This window comes from Streptococcus sp. 1559, assembly GCF_013276735.1.
GTDB classification, from domain to species: Bacteria; Bacillota; Bacilli; order Lactobacillales; family Streptococcaceae; genus Streptococcus; species Streptococcus pseudopneumoniae.
This window is the reverse complement of record NZ_VMLO01000054.1, coordinates 1-15,698: the sequence shown is the minus strand read 5'-3', so window position 1 is coordinate 15,698 and position 15,698 is coordinate 1. Positions and strand designations below refer to the sequence as shown.

The window sequence follows — 15,698 nt, the reverse complement described above, 5'->3', positions numbered from 1 at the left end:
GTCAGAGTCTCTGCTGTTTACCTGACTTCTGATTTGTTAGCTTTCCCTTCCATTCTGTTCGTCAGTGCAGTTAGCCTGCCTTTAGTCGTCTCTTCATATCTTGCCTGAGAGCTTCTGACTCCAGCCAAGTCATTCTTTATCTGACCGAGAGCTTGAACTTGTTTGGAAATGTCAATTTTAAGTTGCCTTTGCTTGGAGCTTATATCATTGGTAACTGTCTGCTTTAGAAGATTCAAATCACCCGACAAAGCCGTCTGAGCACTCCTAGTCTGCGACTTAAACGCTTCAAGTCTAGCAACAGAATCCAGCCCAATCTGCTTGGCTTCCTGAGCAAGAGAGCTACTTGCGCCAGCTTGTCTCAAAGCTTCCTCAGCCTTGCGCCTTGATTCTCGTAAAGGTTCATCATGAAAGCTATTGAAACGCTGATTGATAGTGTCAGACACTTCTTGCTTGACTTCTTCCGCCTTAGCCTTGGCAAGTTCTACTTGATCGTTAAAGTCCTTTTTGATTTTGTCGACCTTTTGGTCAAAATCTTTATCTGCTGCTTCAATCTGCGCTTGGATTTTCGCTTCAAAGCCATCTTGTTGCTTAATCTGCTTGGTAATCGTACCCTCGTAAGAATACTGCGTATCATTTCCAGCTTTACTATCTGCGCTGATACGACCTCTTAGACCACCTTTGAAAGTAAAGCTCTGACTTAAGACAGGAACTTTAAAGGTTTCTTTCTTGTTGGTCTGAATGGTTACCCACTGCCCAACCTCAAGCAGTAAATGCCCTTGGTAGTTGAGATTATACGAATAGTAAGTCAGGTTTTTCAGCTTGTAATACAGGTCGTTTAAGGCGCTCTGGGTCATGAAGACATTGTCTAGTTCCAAAGACCGACCTGTCTTCATACCAACCGTAAGAGGCTTCTTATCTGTCTTACAAGTAATACCAGCTATCTGATACTCAATCTCACTCTTGGTTAAACCATGTAGGAAGTAACTGTCTGCGTTTATCGTGATATTTGACTCAGTTAAATCACGGATTTCCATCTTCCCTTCTCGGTTGAAGAAACAAGACATCCCTATCATCTGAGTCATAGCGCTCAGCATATCCCTAAATGAAAGTTTCTTTCCTTCAGGAACTTGCTCGACATGGTAACGCATCGCGCTGATTCCGAAATAGTCATTCGCTAACTCAATGCCTGTTTTCAGGCAGATTTCCTGAATAACCTCTCGTACTTCAGCTGGGAAATGCAAATCTGTCACATACTCACGATTGAGCTTAAACATACCATCCATAAGTTCAAGTGTGGTTGTGTTGCGGTTTCGGTCAATCTCAATATCGTTGATGAAGTATTCCCCCATCTTGACCCACTGGTAGGTATCCCCAACCAGTAGACCAATCTCAGGGTGCAGGGTATCCAGCTTATTGAACGTGGTAATGATACTGGTAAAGGTAATTTTACCGCTACCAGCGCAGGTTCCACCAGGCTTATAAGTATCGCCCTTGATGTAGCCATACTCAAAACTAGCCTCTTTGATATCCCGTGAAGTATAATCACCAACACGAATAGTCAGCGTCCTTTCCTTGGCAAACATGGCTCTGTCAAATTGTCGTCTGGTTAAAGCATCCATTTTCTTACCTCTCTACCAGATTAAATTTAGCGCCAGACCAAGGTTTAAACTTCTCAGTAAAGCTATAGCTAGGAGCTGTCCTATCACCGACGTAGAAAGTTTTTGTGACTTGCCCATCCATGGGGTCTGAATAAGATACCTCAAAAAATTCAGATGATACAGCATGTAAAAGCTGACTCATTTCTTCCTGAGTCAGCATGCCCCATTCACAGTCTAGTTTTCGCTTAGTCGTGATACGGTCACGCACCATGTCGCCATTGGCATTACGCCCTGTTTCTCCATCGATATCTTGAATACCGACCTGAAAATATTTGGGAGGCTTCACAGCCACCCCATTGATTCTCAATTGTGCCATTTAACCTCCTAAATCTTGAGCAAGGTTTGACCTGCTCGTTCATGTTCCTTGTTAATTTCTTGGATAGCTACCCGTCCGAACTCATGGCCTGCGATTTGGATAACGATGTCGCCAGCCGGTAATGAATAACCTGTAGGTACATTATTAGCAGGCATTCTTTCAGCCAGTTTTTGAGCCAAGATAGAAATCCATCCTGTATTCCGTTCAAGAGGCATTACCGCTTCTTGACCAGCTTCTCCGACCCCAATGATGCTAGGAGAGTTGAATACACCGCCTCGTGCATACCAATCTACAGAGAATGATGGAATTCTAGGAGGCATCAAGCTGAAGCTACCAGATATATTAAAGTGAGGGAGTTTGATTTTTGGTAAGCTCCAATCAAAGTTAAAGAAGCTTTTTAGTTTATCGATACCACTTTTAACGATGTTTTTAGCATTATCCATTGCATCATTAAACAGATTCTTGAACCAGTTGGGGATTTCTTTCAAGGCATCTTGCATATTTTTCCATCTATCACCAAACCAAGAACCGATTTTTTGGAAAGGATTCTGAGTTTTCTTTTTTGCACTCTCAAATTTCTCGCCAAACCATGTATCAGCTTCTTTTACTCCATCTTTGATATCTTTCCATCTATCACCAAACCAAGAGCCAACTTTTTCAAAAGCTGAGTTCACTTTACCCCTACCGGACTTGAATTTATCACCTAACCAAGTGTTTGCTTCGGCAAGCGCATCTTTAGATTCGTTCCAACGGTCACCAAACCAAGAGCCCAACTTGCTAAATGTATTGCTTATTGCATCCCATCCTTGCTGGAACTTCTCGCCAAACCATTGACCTATTGGCTCAAAGATTTCTTGGAGTTTCGTCCATAGACCGCTGAAAAATTCGCCGATAGCTTGACAAATACCACTGATAAAATCACATAGTCCTTGCCATGCTGTTTTAGCAAACTCAACAACAGTGTCCCAGTTTTGGTAAAGCAAGACACCAATAGCAATTAAGGCTGCAATTGCTGCAATAACTAAAGTTATCGGACTGGTCAATACCGCAATAGCCCCATTGAGTGCCCATGTTGCAGCTGCTGCAACTCCTGCTGCAATCGATTGAGCGATCTCTGCCGCTGCTGCAAGTCCCATTTGTGCTGCATGAACACCCCAAGCTAGCGCTGATTTACCAAGTTCTAAAGCGGTTTTTCCTAACTCGGCAATCAATTTACCTGAATTGACTACAAAGTCTTTTGCATACAATGCATTCAAATAGATGGTTTCTCCGAAGCTGACCAATTTATCAAATGTCAAAGCTTTTAAAGCTAGTCCAAGATCTTTAATTCCGCTAACAATAAATGAAACCTTACCACTTAATAATTCGAATGCTCCTGCAAGTCCTCCAGCTTGTTCCGCCCAAGACAAGAACTTAATTCCTTGCCACACGGTTGCAAGCGTACCAATCGCATTAGCGATCGTGGAGATAATCTCTTTATTTTCTTTACACCAATCTGAAAAAGCAGTAAAACCATCAGCTACTAGCTTGATTGTATCAGCTAGTAACTTCAATGCCTCTAGTATGATACCACCTACTAAATCAGCGACAGTTTCAATACTTATACCGAATGTGTTAGACAAGAACTCTGCAAAAGGCTTCCAACTTCCTTCCCAAAGTATTTGAATAATATCAATTAGTCCGTTAAAAGCATTAGCAATAGAGTCAATAGCAGGGGCTACATGTTCATCATAAACACGACTTAAGCCATCGCCAAACTTATCAACAACACTCTCAATAGTTTCAAATATCGGAGCTACAATGTCCAAAAGACTTTGAAGCATTGATGAAATTTTAGGAGCGCTTGTCACAACGACTTTTTCAAAACCTTTAAACAAACTTCCTGCTAGTTTGCTACCGACTTCAACAATGGTAGATGTCAAGCTTAATAGAGTTGACACAATAGCGCTACCGATACGAACCGCACCGGTTGAGGTAATGACGTCGTAGAAAGCACTAGAAAAGGCCTGAGCGATGTTTCCTACAGCCTCTGCAATGTTACCAATATTATCAAACAAAGCGACTAGCGTCCTGGTAATGCGTTCTTTTTGCCTTCCAAGACCATTTGCAATACTTTCGGCAAGGAAAACACCGATACCTAGACCGATAGTAGCTATTGAGCCTGTCACTTGCCCTAAAGCATAAGCGATTTTCTCAGCCATTCGGTTAAAGGCATTCACAACTCTTGGATCAGTAGCGATTTCTCCCATTGTCTTAGCTATTTGGTCTAAGGCGGTCTTAATGCGTTCAATACCTTCTGGTCTAAATGCTGCATCAAAACCTTTCTTGAAGAGGTCAAACAACCCTTTGAGCTTATCTCCAAGTCCATCAAAAATGCTCTTGAACTGGTTGTCCATGTCGGTCAACTCGACTTCTGGCAAGATGTCTTTGAAAGGTCCGCCACCGCCTCCCTTTCCTTTACCACCTTTGCCACCGCCAGAACCGCCTGCATCATCGTCTTTTGGTTTTTGTAAGATGTTAATCTCATCAAATCCCAAAAGACCTAGCAACTCTTTAGCGGCCTTCTTAGCGTTTTTGGCTGAGTCTCCAAGATTATCAGCAAGTCCTCCTGCTGAATCTCCAGCGTCGTCTACTGCATCAGCAAGATCTCCTGCACCTCCTGCAGCATCCTTCATGGCGTTACCCATGTCTCCAACCGCTCCACCAACACCATCTTTCACTGTTGCTTTCTTGTTGAACATCAAAGCGATAAACTCAGCGAGTTTAGCCGTCACGTTCTTCAAAACCATAGCAAAAGAGTTCAAGACAGGCATAATGGCATTGATAATCGGCAACATAGAGTTACCAAGGTTCAATGCTGCGTCCTTCATCAGCGACTTAAACAGGCTGATACGACCATTTACAGAATTAGACAAGGTATTCCCATACTTAGCTGTAGCCTGCTCCAGGATAGCCATTAGGCGGATTTGTTGCTGGGTTTGGTAATCCAACTGTTGCCAGCTCTGTCCGTTTGCGAACTTCTTAAAGGCTTCAGTGGATTCAATCATAGCCACGTTGACGTTGATTCCTAGGTCTTCTCAATAATGTTATCGCATGGCTTTTTATCCATACTTCTTACAATTTCTTGTAAGTTCGGCATATATTTTCACCTACAACCGAATTGTCTAGGTGCTCACCACTCGTGGGGATATTTTATTCTATACTTTTTGACAAAACAAAAAGCACAGGTTCAATCCCTATGCTCTACGGTGACCAAGCCTTTTTAATTGCTTAGTTTACCTCGGTATCGTCATGTTTTAATTACTTAAAATTTAGAGTTTTACCGATTTTGGTAAGTTCTTAATCCGCCTATTTCTAAGCGGTGCGACAAAAGTCTATCGCTTCGGTGTTCCCTAGTAGACCTGAGCGAATCCGCTCCATAACATCTGTAATGCTACGCCCTGAGCCTTCAGCAACCACTGCCGATGTCTGCAACATCTTAGCAGTATAAGCGCTTAGCTTGTTGGTGTCTTTGATAAATCCAGAAAATAAGTTTGAGTAGACTGCACCATAGTTAGTAGCCTCGCCCACACCCATATTCATGGCATTAGCGTTATCGTTAACCCATTTTAAGAAAGATTGCGAACTCTCGCCCATCTGTCGCTTGATTTGGTTCATAGCCGCTGATACTTCAAGAGCTGTCTGCGTTGAATACATCCCAACATCAAGCAATTTCTTACCAAGGATTGCAAAACCAGCGAACTTAGCTAGCTTACCAAACGCACTACCGATAGAATTCGACTGTTCACGAACTTTGGCAGTGGCATTCTTCACTTGGTCAGATGTTCCCTTGACCTGATTCTCGACTTCTTTCATCTTCTTCCTGAAAGGCGCTATCTCAGCGTCAATCATGACTTTCAATTCGTCAAGAGTTGCCATTCATTTCCTCCTTCCTTTTGCGATTGTGTCTTTCTGCAAAATCACGCATCCGTTCCTTATGCAACAAAAGCGCTTGTCTCTGTCGTTCCTGTTCTACTGCTTGTTGTTCTTCTACAAACAACTCAGGCGCATATTCCCAGAACTCAAAGACCTTGGCATCTTTGGATAACAATAAAGAAACGTGATTGGAAATCATCTGCGAAAGTCTGTACGAGTCAATAATCTTCTCTTTACGCTCTTGGATTTTGACACGGTTGTAGCTTTCAATCATTTCCCTGATTTCAAGCACCGTTAAATCCCAAAAATCAAGAGGCTTACCCCCGATGTCCAAAAACATAGGATAAAGCCTCTCAATAATCTGCGTTACCGTTAAGATTACTCGACTACTGTCATTTTCTTCTTGGAAGTTTTCTTGTCCTTGCTTCCTCGTGGAGTAAAACCCGACACTTCAAAGAGTGGCATTAAAACCTCTGTCATGAAGGTTGTTTGGTCTCCACCATTATCCACGTATTCATCGTATAGATCGTAGACATCCTCAAGAGAATACCCATTCTCATACTTTTGCAAAGCTCCATGAATCAAGAGCAATACAACTTTTAAAGGAGGCAAAGGAAACTCTTCGCCAGCTTCAGGCATGAAGATTTTCAGTAAGTTCATACCGATTTTTTCTTCAACTTTTGCTGCTTGATGAGATGAAAGTCGTAGTTTTAACTCTTTCTCATCGCTAATCTTCCAAATTGAGTAAGGTAACGCCATTTAATTAACCTCCAAGACCGTCTGTAAATTCCAATTCTGACTGCAATGCAATCTTAAGTGTGAACTCGATAACGGCATTGACACCGCCACCGCCCAGTTTAACAGATACTTGGCCTTCAAAATTGACCTTAGTACCGTCTGGATAAGCTTGTTCAAAGTAGAGTTTCTTCTTGTCGTCTGCTGCCTTACGCAATACACGGTAAGGAGCAGTTTCGCTTGAATTGTTATAAGAGAACTTGTATTCCAATTCCCCTGCATCACCAATACCAAATTCGTACTTCTTAACTTTATCTTCAAGAGTAGTGTTCTCTACTTTTTCAGGTTCGATACCAAACTCTGGTACTTCTTTCAATCCAACAAGCTTAGTATAGCTACCTTTGGTTTCGCTATAAGAAAGCGTAATTCCGTTTGCTAACATGTTTAATTCTCCATTCTAAATTGAAAAACAAGCTCTGAGTGTAAGTCAACGACACCTTCAAAACGCATGACCTTATGTCTCAAATAAGACGGGTCTGGCACGTCTTGGCAGTCGGTTCTTCGCAAACCTAAAGACTCAAAAATCTGATTGATTTTAACAGCTAACTCACTAGTGCTTGTATCATCAAAGATATCCACCTTGTAGCGGATAGAGGATTTTTGTTCCTGGTCATCAAACCAATCACCCGGCTTGTTTTGTTCTTCCAAAAAAATAACGACTGGAAAAGTCTCCCAATCGCTAGGATAAGTATCAGTCACATTATCTGCAACCTTTTGCAATTCTTTATAAATAACAGGCTTGATATTAATCATTTTATTTGTTCTCTTATCTTTCTACGGACATAATCCGAAATATTCTTAGACACACGCTCTTGATTGTCTCTCAAAGCTGGATAAAGATAAGGCTGAGCAGGTTGACCATACATCTTGTAGAACTCCCCAATCTTTTGAAAGTGGTAAGGCCCTACATTGATTTGGTCTTCATGCACATACCACGGACTAGACCTGTAAGACACGCTGACCTCTGGCGATATACCCGAATGACTAGCCTGACCCTTGGGTCCTGTTCCAAACTCAACATAAGGAGCATAGTGTAGATTTGTGTAAACCTCACCTATAGCCTTATCTCCGTCCATTTTAACCCTAGTCTTGATACTGTTTCTAAGTTCTCCATTGTTGCCTGGTGCTAGTCTTTTAGCATCAGCTTGGACAACCTTTATAGCAGCATTGTGTACCGCACGTAAGACGATATCCTCGCCAGTTTTTTTACTAGCCAATCGTCTACATTTAGCTATGAGCCTATCTGCCCCTCGTAGCTCTGACACGCTCTAACTCCAAAACTTGATGATATGTGTAGACCTTTTTAGAGATAACCCTGTGAGTCACTTCCGTCGGGCTATCGATACACACACCATCTTTCACTTTGATAGTAGCTGACTTGTTGGCATTTGCGTTCAAAATGTCGTTGACACGCTCACCATACAATTCAGATTGTAGTTTACTACCAGCTGGCCACAATTCAAGGCGGACTGTCTCAGCTTCCTTGGCATACCCTTCTTTTGCGACACCTTCCTCTGTGACAGTCTTTTCAAACCGTCGCATTGGATAAGGTTTCAGTCTACTCTGCTTCAAAAACATGGCCTGCCACCCTTGCTAATCTGTGCATGCGTATACGCTGTAAAAGACCCGTAGACAGGCCGTTTTCTCCGTAGACTACTGCTATACCACCCTCGGTTCTGGAATGCTCTCCTTCCGCTCCTGAGCGATTGTGGAGCTCGATAGCGACCTCAGGTATTAAGAGGCTTAAAGCAGGTGTCAAAGATGTGCGGTTAGTCTCTGATAAGATAAGATTTGTAGCCCTCGTTTGGAGCAACATGAGAAGCTGAGTATCTTCTTCGCCTGTTAATTTCTTCAGCAACTCTATAGACATATCAATCCTCTTCTAAAAACTCAGGCTCAGGGAGAATTTCCTCAAGAACGTCTGAGATAGCGACACCATTGCTGGCGAAATTATCTGCCAGCTCGGCATAGCGCTCCTCAGTAATCTCAAGTTCCTCCCCTGCCAGTCGTTTCACATTTAATTCCCAATCATAGAAATCTTGTTTGACTTTAAATTTCACTTTTTAAATCCTCCAACACCTCTACAATTTCAGCTTTTGATAACTTATAGGCACCAGTTATGCCAGCTTCTTTAGCTAGATTCTTCAACTCTTCTAAAGTCTTATTTTCTAAATCAGAATACTGGCCAGCTTGCTCCTCTTGGATATAATGACGTCGTAGCAATAAGCTCATATCATCACCTCTTACTCACCGAATTTTACAACTCGTGTAGGGTCGTATAGGTAAACACCATAGTGTTTGTCACCAGTGATAACCGTTGTCTTTTTAAGGATGTCACGGTCTGTTTCGATAGCCACATCACGTTTTAGCATGATAACAAACGCACCATATTTGTTGGCATCGTCTGTCTGAGTTTGGCTAGGAGAGACTTTGACGATAAATCCTTTACCTTCATCAACTTTTTTAGAACGGACGATTTGCACACCGGCAACTTCACCAAAGGTTCCAGAAACAACCATATCTGCACCAAGCTCTGAACCTTTAGTCCATTCTTTTGCTACGTCAGTTTTTAGCTTGATAGCATCTTTAGGGTTGATGATAGCAACATACTGTGCATCTTCTTCATCCTCAAAAATATCAAGAGCCTTATCAATTGCCTCAAGAGTTGTAGGAGTTTCTGTAATATGTTGTGTTGCAGTTTTAGCAACTTCTACAAGATCGTTATCAATCTTATTAGCAATAGCCAAACCTAGTTGGTAAGCCGCTTGACCTAGTGGGTCGCCATGAGCTGACAAAAGAGTTTCATCGGTAATTTCATAACCTTTACCAGCCTTTTTGATGGTCATAGTGGTCTTTTTAGTAGTCAATTGGTCTAGTGGAATAGCTTGACCTTCTCCGACCTCAGTCGCATCTCCTGCATACTCCCATGCTGGAACTGTTAGAGTGCTCCCTGGCTGTCCTTGGAGTGCTGTTTCCACATAAGCAAGTGGAGTAAATTTAATCAATTTAGGTAGTTTAGCGGAAACCATGTCCGCCATCACTTCTGGGTTAACCATAGTGGCTAGTTTAGTTTGTCCTGCTGTCATTTATTTTAACCTTTCAATTTCTTATAGAGTTCTGGGTTCTTTTGATAGAGTTCATTTCGACTCTGATAACCCATGCGAGCAAATTCTTCTTTTGTGATACCGTCACTATCGACTGGTGCTTGCTTCATTGGAGCTCCGCCTTTTAGCTTTTCTTGTACGCCTTTTTGCACGGCTTGTTCCCATGATTTCTGCAATACAGCGACAGACTGCGATACCGTCTCTGCGCTTGTCAAATCAACTACATTCACTAACTCAACAGGTAAGTCACGTTCACTTAGCATTGCTTTAGCTTCTGCGGTCAATTCCTTGCGAGCAATAGCCTTTTCACGGTCAGCTAGTTCTTGCTCACGCTGATCCAACTGATATTTCTGTTTTTCATCAGCGTTCATCTTGGCAAGTTTCTTAGCTTCGTTTTCCTTGGCTTCTTGCTCAGCTTCCCATTTAGAGCGTTCGGCAGATAGCATCTTACCGATTTCAGCACGAGTGAAAGTTCGTTCGTGCTTTTCTTCCTGCACTGTATCAACATTTTCTTGAGTGTCGACAGTCTCAGTTGATTCAGTAGATACAGTTGCATTGATTTCTTCTGACATAATTGTCCTCCAGCGATTACGTCGCCACTCGATAATCTCGTTTTACGTCCGGCGACGGAACAGTACAGCTTTTAATGTCATCGGTACAGTTTGGACAATATTAAAACCGTACAGGATTCCATACGGTTAGAGCATTAGAAAACCGCCTCGATTTCGATGCGGTTAGGTTATTTATTTTTCAGTTGTTTCAGTTTCTTTCTGTATTCAATTCCGACTTTTAGAGTTGAAATTACTGCTGAGATTACTTCGAATAATTTAATTATTACGAACAAAATTAATGCAAAAAATATAATCCAACCCAATAAAATTGATACTAAATCCCAGATGAACATATCTTACTCCTCTACTTTTTCATATGTTTCTTTAAAGATGTCAGGTTTGCATGGATAGTACTCGCCCTGAACTCCTTTAATAATGTAATCCCCTTCTGTCGCAATCATCAATCCTTCAAGCGTTTCGATTTTTAAAAGAGGATTTTTTAAGTCTGCGTAATCAATCCGTACTGGATCTAATCCAAAATCGCATAGCTCATCTATAGCTTCTTCTGTATCTAAAAACTGCACGGCTTCAACTACTACTGGCTTTTTACGATATTTCATTTCTCGCTCCTTTCTGGGTACGAAAAAAGCACTTAGATTTCTCTAGGTGCTTAAGAGTAGTGGACGGTGTGCCTGTCCCGTCATCTCATACTATGAAGTTGCGTAGCGACACTATCATCTCTACCTCACTTCTCTTTAGACTAATTATATCAAATCTATTCATTTTTGTCATAGATTTTTTTGTTTTTCTTAAGTAGTCTTTTCAGAGTTTTGTCAGACACTCTCATAGCTGTTATTATTGAATTGTCAAAGTCTGTATTTGATAATCTAACAACTACATTTACACTATTCTCAAGACTTGTACCTAAAACTAAAATGCTATTATCGTTTTTATGATCTATCAAAATCATATCAGGCTTTTTAATCACCCCATGAACAATTCCCTCTACATCATCACCTATATCAGAATGACCTTCCAATATATGTTCTAACCGTTCGGGTCTCAAAACTATTCTTGAGTTATTAAAGAAATCAAAGTGGTTTAAAACTTTTTCTTCAACTACTTTAGGTAACCTTTCTTCAAACAAGATATCACTAGTTGTTTTAAGTGTTCCTTCAGCATGTTTAATAGACTCTCTATTACCATCCACATACTTGCTATACCACTCTTTATAAGTCATATCAGCAGGTACTAGCTCGGTCTTACCTGTTTCTGGATTCCTTGCTCTGCGCTTCAGCTTGCTGTAGTCTGCGTCCTCATCGTATCCGACAGTAGTAGACCTACACCAAGGGTGCATAGGCGGACAATTGACACCAGGGACAGCCTTATCCCTATCATAGACCTTATTATCGTGCTCTTGGCAGATATGTGATGTACGCTTGTCTAAGACGGCTACAAAGATATACTTCTCTATTTCTGCTTCTTCATAGCTGAGTAGTTCCATTTGGTTATGAAAAAAGGCTGATTCTGTCCGAACCAAACGCCTTGCATCATTCTGACCTACATTGAACCTCTCAGCAATTGCTTGTGCCGTTTCTCGTGTTCCTCTTCCTGTCATGAGGCTCATGAGTAGTTCATCTTTTATGCTAGAAGTAAGCTTCCCCGTATTCTTCCAGATGTTTGTTGAGTAGGTACTTCCATCTCCTACCCAACTAAAAGACTGTAGATGTTTAATCTCGCTCTCAGGAAGCCCAGAAAAGCCATATGCCAGCCCTGTCTGCTGTTGCAGGTCAAAGGTAGCCTTGTAGTAACTATCCTTCATCAGGTCGCTATAGAAGGCGTCTGAGCCCGTCTTCTCTGAATGATAGATAGATTCACGCATACGATCTAAATCATCACTCAAACGCTCTAGGCGCTTCATACGAAAAGAATAAGCTGGGCTGTCTAAGTCAGCTAGTAATCTTTGGATGTTCGGGGCATTCGGTCTTGCTTCAAGTACTTTACGAAGTTCATTCAGATTTTTCTTGTCTTTCATGTTCTTCAAAACTTGTCTAGCGTCTACCTGACTTAGACCATAATCACGTTGGAACTTATCAAAAATCTTATTGACTTCCTTATCCAAGTAAGTCTTGGCTTCCTGATAGACCTTATCGAACTGGTCTGCCTGCTTTTCGGCCTTGTCCATCTGCTGGTAAATCAGATTGGCTTTCCTCTTCGCCCAATACTCCTGATTCTTCATCCTCTACCTCGTCTTCGGGTTTCGTGTTGTCTTTGTTGAACATCGACATGTCTTCCATGTTCTTCTTTTTCTCTTCTTCCAAGGCTTCCAGCTCAGCGTCAGGGTCTTCCACAAACGGCAAGAGAGAAATAAGCTGCCTATTGGTCACTTTACCTTCCAAATTGTTCACAATCTGAGAGATTTCCAGCAAGTTTTTGGGCAAACCACGGCTGAATTGTGGAACGATTGAATGAGACTCTAGTGCAATCTGTTTCATACCCAAGTAATGAGCAAAAATCGCAATACGCTGACGCAATCCTCGCTTATAGTTCGCTTCCTTGGTCTTAGTAATCATCTCAAGGCCCATCAGCTTAAATTCCATGGCTACGCCTGATGTATTCCCTGCGAAATTCTCATCAGTCAAATTAGGCACATGGCTAAATGTGTAGATGTCCTCTTTAAGAGCTGTACGCAAGATTTCCGTAGCACTTTCATCCAGCGTATTCTTCAAGAACTCGGCTCTTGCACTATCGCCCGGCAATTCCAAAAGACCTTCTTCAGAAAGAATCTTCATCGCTACCTTAGCATCTTCTGGAGTGTCTGCTAACTGTGTGCCATATAAGACAAGGATAGACTCTACTGCCTGCTCCTTGTCATTGACACGATTACCCATCAAGGAATTATAAGCGTCAATCAAGCTAATCTGTTGCTCGTAGTCTCCAATCGCAAAGTGATTGTTGCGATACTCGATAATCGGGATTTGACCAAGATTATGTTCTTCTACTTCCTCATTCTGTGTTGTTCCTGTGCTTGAATCACGCAGAACCATGTGATAGTGCAGATTTTCGGTAAAGACCTCTGCCTGATGCTTGGTAGTGTCTTTCGTATCATCTTCGACTTTATAGTAGTAGACCGCAAACAAAGGCTTCCGCTCAATGCTATCATCGTAGACCATGAAGGTGTTTTCTGGGTCAATACTAGTTGAGTCCAACTCAGTCAATCCCTCTTTAGCATAGATGTACTCGTAAGCACGACCATAGATGGCCATGTTCAAAGCATTCTGAGCATCTACTTGGTCAATCTCAGCGCCATCAAAGGCTGTAAGTAGTTCATCGATATCACCTTCAGCAGTGTTATTGTACTTGATAGGATTGCCCATAAAATAGCCCGTAGCCGTGTCTGCGATATCCTTGGCATGATTGGCTACCGTCTTGTAATTAGGTGCGTTCACGTTGCGTCTCGTGTGTTCTAAGATAGCATGCTCACCCAAATAGTAGCTTTTAAGCTTCTTCAAATGTGAGCTTTCAGTGTTATGTATCGTTATCAATTTGTAAATCAGGTCTTTCTTCAAAGAACCCTCATCATATCCATCCCGTGGATAGGTTAAATATTGGTACATGTCTTTCCTCTCTATAGACCATAATCAGAACGTCTGCGGACGGTTGCTTTTGGTTGCGAATGTTGCGAGTAAATCGCATAACGCACCGCATCTAGTACGTCGTCATTCTCTTTCACTGGTTCGCCTGTCTTTTCGTTCCAGATGTATTGATAGACCTCATCTTTGAACTTGCTGACCTTGTTTGATACAACAAAAAAGCGCCCAGTTTTCATCAGCTTGGCTACTTCTTCAATACCAGACAAGACTGCTTTATTAGCGTTAAACGTCTTTAATTGCTCTCTTTGAAATCTTGCAACGTGTTCAGGTCGTGCACTATCTGCCCAGAACGTAATATTCCCGTATCGTTCCTTGATATTCTTAGCGAGGTCTACCCAAAAATCAATCTCCTTGTATTGATGCGCGTGCTCTTCTAATAGATAAACCGAACCGTCAGACGTCTCTCCAATAACAACGATAGAGCCAAAGTGTTCATATCCCCAGTCAACACCAGCGTAGACTTTAGTGATATCTTCTGGTACGTTATCTACAAACATATTCTCACTAAAATCACGATAGACGACGCCCTCACCAGTCACCCACAGACCAAGGATGTCTCGGTCATAGAAGACGCCTGCCGGTGTGGCTGATTTTATATTCTCACGGTATCTATCAGACATGAATGTGTTATCATCTAGCTTAAAATGAAAGTCGATAATCATATCGTCGCCAGAGTTGATATAATCCCGTCTGAGCCAGTGAGTTGGGATGTCTGGGTTACTGTCCCAAACAATCCTTGCGCCTTCTCCTGAGCAACGTGAGATGATTTCTTTAAATACTTGTTCGTTAGCAAGAGATGCCTCGTTTACATAAGCTCCAAAAGCAGTAAAACCACGGGCGCGTTTTAAACCAGATATAGAACCGGTGTAGACTTGAACTACCTTGACACCGCAAAGGGTAAAAGCTCCGTGCTTATCGTATTTAGGTTCAATATCAAACATGTTATACAGTTCCTGAATGATATTGTTTTGTATCGATGTTGAAGATGTTCCAGCTAGTATATACATTGGCTCATCTATGTTTAATCTATCCGCTGTTTCTCTCACTCGTGCAATCTCATTCATGAAGACCATATTGTTTAGAACAGTTTTACCTGAACGTTTTGCACCATGGAGACCACAGATAAAAAAATCATCATTCAATACTCGTGTAAGTACTTCTTCTTGTCGTTTCGTAAATTTATTTGTCGTCAAAAGCACCTCTCAAAGCCTTAGCAAACTCTATCAATTTATCGTCTTGCTCATTATCCACACCGATTTGTGATTTAAGTTTTTCGATTTCAAGTTCTAGTTTCTCAGCTTGTTTAGCAGTCGGATAACGCTTCAATATTTCAGCTATCGCTTTAATAACTGTGTTATTATCTGCCTTTTTCGTAACTCTATCCACCTCACCAGTGACAGGGTTCATCATCAAAACTTCCTCAAGTCGCTGGCCTCTTGCGATGTCTGAGAGAATTGAAAGAGCCTCTTTAGCACTCAAAATATTTTCATCATGCATCTTTTCAGTTTCGGTTTGTATAAACGTTTTAACGCTTGCATTTTCTAGCAATTTACTAGCGGTTGTCTTAGCATACGCTTCACTATAACCTGCGAATATTGCGGATTGATAGACATTTCCAGTCCTCAAATACTCGCTCGCAAACATCTTTTGTCTTTGATTTAACCCAATGCCCATCACCTCCATTCACAAAGTCATAACCACCCGTG

The 15,698-nt window shown here is 41.7% G+C and carries 19 protein-coding genes and 1 pseudogene; all 20 read right to left on the bottom strand.

Annotated features, from left to right (window positions below; all coding sequences use genetic code 11):
- Nucleotides 1-17: 17 nt before the first annotated feature.
- Nucleotides 18-1,619, bottom strand: coding sequence for a pblB (locus tag HT688_RS07710; RefSeq protein ID WP_240148167.1), 1,602 nt, complete (start codon nucleotides 1,617-1,619; stop codon nucleotides 18-20).
- 4 nt (nucleotides 1,620-1,623) lie between these two features.
- Entirely contained in the window at nucleotides 1,624-1,974 is a 351-nt protein-coding gene (locus tag HT688_RS07705) for a DUF6711 family protein (protein ID WP_054392823.1), read from the bottom strand.
- Between the two features lie 8 nt (nucleotides 1,975-1,982).
- Nucleotides 1,983-4,031: a phage tail tape measure protein gene (locus HT688_RS07700; RefSeq protein WP_119941816.1), complete on the bottom strand. Its 2,049-nt coding sequence runs from the start codon at nucleotides 4,029-4,031 to the stop codon at nucleotides 1,983-1,985.
- A gap of 1,318 nt (nucleotides 4,032-5,349) precedes the next feature.
- A pseudogene (locus tag HT688_RS07695) lies at nucleotides 5,350-5,892 on the bottom strand (hypothetical protein); the annotation flags it as partial.
- Nucleotides 5,879-6,229: a hypothetical protein gene (locus HT688_RS07690; protein ID WP_055387706.1), complete on the bottom strand. Its 351-nt coding sequence runs from the start codon at nucleotides 6,227-6,229 to the stop codon at nucleotides 5,879-5,881. The gene HT688_RS07690 and the pseudogene HT688_RS07695, both read right to left, overlap by 14 nt.
- A gap of 38 nt (nucleotides 6,230-6,267) precedes the next feature.
- On the bottom strand, nucleotides 6,268-6,648 hold the full coding sequence (locus HT688_RS07685) for a DUF6096 family protein (protein WP_055387707.1): 381 nt from the start codon (nucleotides 6,646-6,648) through the stop codon (nucleotides 6,268-6,270).
- A 4-nt stretch (nucleotides 6,649-6,652) separates the two neighbouring features.
- Nucleotides 6,653-7,066 (bottom strand): phage tail tube protein, encoded by a 414-nt coding sequence (locus HT688_RS07680; protein ID WP_000880679.1) that lies wholly within the window; start codon nucleotides 7,064-7,066, stop codon nucleotides 6,653-6,655.
- A 2-nt stretch (nucleotides 7,067-7,068) separates the two neighbouring features.
- Nucleotides 7,069-7,437, bottom strand: a complete 369-nt coding sequence (locus HT688_RS07675; RefSeq protein WP_172923686.1) for a hypothetical protein — start codon at nucleotides 7,435-7,437, stop codon at nucleotides 7,069-7,071.
- The gene (locus tag HT688_RS07670) at nucleotides 7,434-7,949 is read right to left on the bottom strand and encodes an HK97-gp10 family putative phage morphogenesis protein (protein WP_064496353.1); all 516 of its coding nucleotides are present in this window, start codon (nucleotides 7,947-7,949) and stop codon (nucleotides 7,434-7,436) included. The genes HT688_RS07675 and HT688_RS07670 overlap by 4 nt, the downstream gene beginning before the upstream one ends.
- Nucleotides 7,924-8,262, bottom strand: a complete 339-nt coding sequence (locus HT688_RS07665; protein ID WP_023937156.1) for a hypothetical protein — start codon at nucleotides 8,260-8,262, stop codon at nucleotides 7,924-7,926. The genes HT688_RS07670 and HT688_RS07665 overlap by 26 nt, the downstream gene beginning before the upstream one ends.
- A complete protein-coding gene (locus HT688_RS07660) occupies nucleotides 8,243-8,554 on the bottom strand; it encodes a phage head-tail connector protein (protein ID WP_000021220.1) in 312 nt (103 codons plus the stop codon). Before HT688_RS07660 ends, HT688_RS07665 begins: the two co-directional genes overlap by 20 nt.
- A gap of 1 nt (nucleotide 8,555) precedes the next feature.
- Nucleotides 8,556-8,744: a hypothetical protein gene (locus HT688_RS07655; protein ID WP_000669846.1), complete on the bottom strand. Its 189-nt coding sequence runs from the start codon at nucleotides 8,742-8,744 to the stop codon at nucleotides 8,556-8,558.
- Complete coding sequence (locus tag HT688_RS07650) at nucleotides 8,734-8,916, bottom strand: Rho termination factor N-terminal domain-containing protein (protein WP_000054933.1); 183 nt, start codon at nucleotides 8,914-8,916, stop codon at nucleotides 8,734-8,736. Before HT688_RS07650 ends, HT688_RS07655 begins: the two co-directional genes overlap by 11 nt.
- A gap of 11 nt (nucleotides 8,917-8,927) precedes the next feature.
- Entirely contained in the window at nucleotides 8,928-9,770 is an 843-nt protein-coding gene (locus HT688_RS07645; protein WP_172923685.1) for a N4-gp56 family major capsid protein, read from the bottom strand.
- Between the two features lie 5 nt (nucleotides 9,771-9,775).
- A complete protein-coding gene (locus HT688_RS07640; RefSeq protein WP_001288021.1) occupies nucleotides 9,776-10,360 on the bottom strand; it encodes a DUF4355 domain-containing protein in 585 nt (194 codons plus the stop codon).
- A gap of 335 nt (nucleotides 10,361-10,695) precedes the next feature.
- The gene (locus HT688_RS07635; RefSeq protein ID WP_050235100.1) at nucleotides 10,696-10,959 is read right to left on the bottom strand and encodes a hypothetical protein; all 264 of its coding nucleotides are present in this window, start codon (nucleotides 10,957-10,959) and stop codon (nucleotides 10,696-10,698) included.
- 155 nt (nucleotides 10,960-11,114) lie between these two features.
- Complete coding sequence (locus HT688_RS07630) at nucleotides 11,115-12,578, bottom strand: minor capsid protein (RefSeq protein WP_240148166.1); 1,464 nt, start codon at nucleotides 12,576-12,578, stop codon at nucleotides 11,115-11,117.
- Nucleotides 12,487-13,956 carry a phage portal protein gene (locus HT688_RS07625; RefSeq protein WP_172923684.1) on the bottom strand — a complete coding sequence of 490 codons (1,470 nt, stop codon included), beginning with the start codon at nucleotides 13,954-13,956 and terminating at the stop codon, nucleotides 12,487-12,489. Before HT688_RS07625 ends, HT688_RS07630 begins: the two co-directional genes overlap by 92 nt.
- A gap of 11 nt (nucleotides 13,957-13,967) precedes the next feature.
- A complete protein-coding gene (locus HT688_RS07620) occupies nucleotides 13,968-15,185 on the bottom strand; it encodes a PBSX family phage terminase large subunit (protein ID WP_054392815.1) in 1,218 nt (405 codons plus the stop codon).
- Nucleotides 15,172-15,666 (bottom strand): terminase small subunit, encoded by a 495-nt coding sequence (locus tag HT688_RS07615; protein ID WP_054388424.1) that lies wholly within the window; start codon nucleotides 15,664-15,666, stop codon nucleotides 15,172-15,174. The genes HT688_RS07620 and HT688_RS07615 overlap by 14 nt, the downstream gene beginning before the upstream one ends.
- Between the last annotated feature and the right edge of the window lie 32 nt (nucleotides 15,667-15,698).

Coding starts and splice junctions, on each gene's coding strand:
- HT688_RS07690 (WP_055387706.1), bottom strand. CDS start 6,229: ATGTTTTTGGACATCGGGGGTAAGCCTCTTGATTTTTGGGATTTAACG.
- HT688_RS07675 (WP_172923686.1), bottom strand. CDS start 7,437: ATGATTAATATCAAGCCTGTTATTTATAAAGAATTGCAAAAGGTTGCA.
- HT688_RS07710 (WP_240148167.1), bottom strand. CDS start 1,619: ATGGATGCTTTAACCAGACGACAATTTGACAGAGCCATGTTTGCCAAG.
- HT688_RS07630 (WP_240148166.1), bottom strand. CDS start 12,578: ATGAAGAATCAGGAGTATTGGGCGAAGAGGAAAGCCAATCTGATTTAC.
- HT688_RS07640 (WP_001288021.1), bottom strand. CDS start 10,360: ATGTCAGAAGAAATCAATGCAACTGTATCTACTGAATCAACTGAGACT.
- HT688_RS07615 (WP_054388424.1), bottom strand. CDS start 15,666: ATGGGCATTGGGTTAAATCAAAGACAAAAGATGTTTGCGAGCGAGTAT.
- HT688_RS07705 (WP_054392823.1), bottom strand. CDS start 1,974: ATGGCACAATTGAGAATCAATGGGGTGGCTGTGAAGCCTCCCAAATAT.
- HT688_RS07660 (WP_000021220.1), bottom strand. CDS start 8,554: ATGTCTATAGAGTTGCTGAAGAAATTAACAGGCGAAGAAGATACTCAG.
- HT688_RS07645 (WP_172923685.1), bottom strand. CDS start 9,770: ATGACAGCAGGACAAACTAAACTAGCCACTATGGTTAACCCAGAAGTG.
- HT688_RS07680 (WP_000880679.1), bottom strand. CDS start 7,066: ATGTTAGCAAACGGAATTACGCTTTCTTATAGCGAAACCAAAGGTAGC.
- HT688_RS07625 (WP_172923684.1), bottom strand. CDS start 13,956: ATGTACCAATATTTAACCTATCCACGGGATGGATATGATGAGGGTTCT.
- HT688_RS07685 (WP_055387707.1), bottom strand. CDS start 6,648: ATGGCGTTACCTTACTCAATTTGGAAGATTAGCGATGAGAAAGAGTTA.
- HT688_RS07635 (WP_050235100.1), bottom strand. CDS start 10,959: ATGAAATATCGTAAAAAGCCAGTAGTAGTTGAAGCCGTGCAGTTTTTA.
- HT688_RS07665 (WP_023937156.1), bottom strand. CDS start 8,262: ATGTTTTTGAAGCAGAGTAGACTGAAACCTTATCCAATGCGACGGTTT.
- HT688_RS07650 (WP_000054933.1), bottom strand. CDS start 8,916: ATGAGCTTATTGCTACGACGTCATTATATCCAAGAGGAGCAAGCTGGC.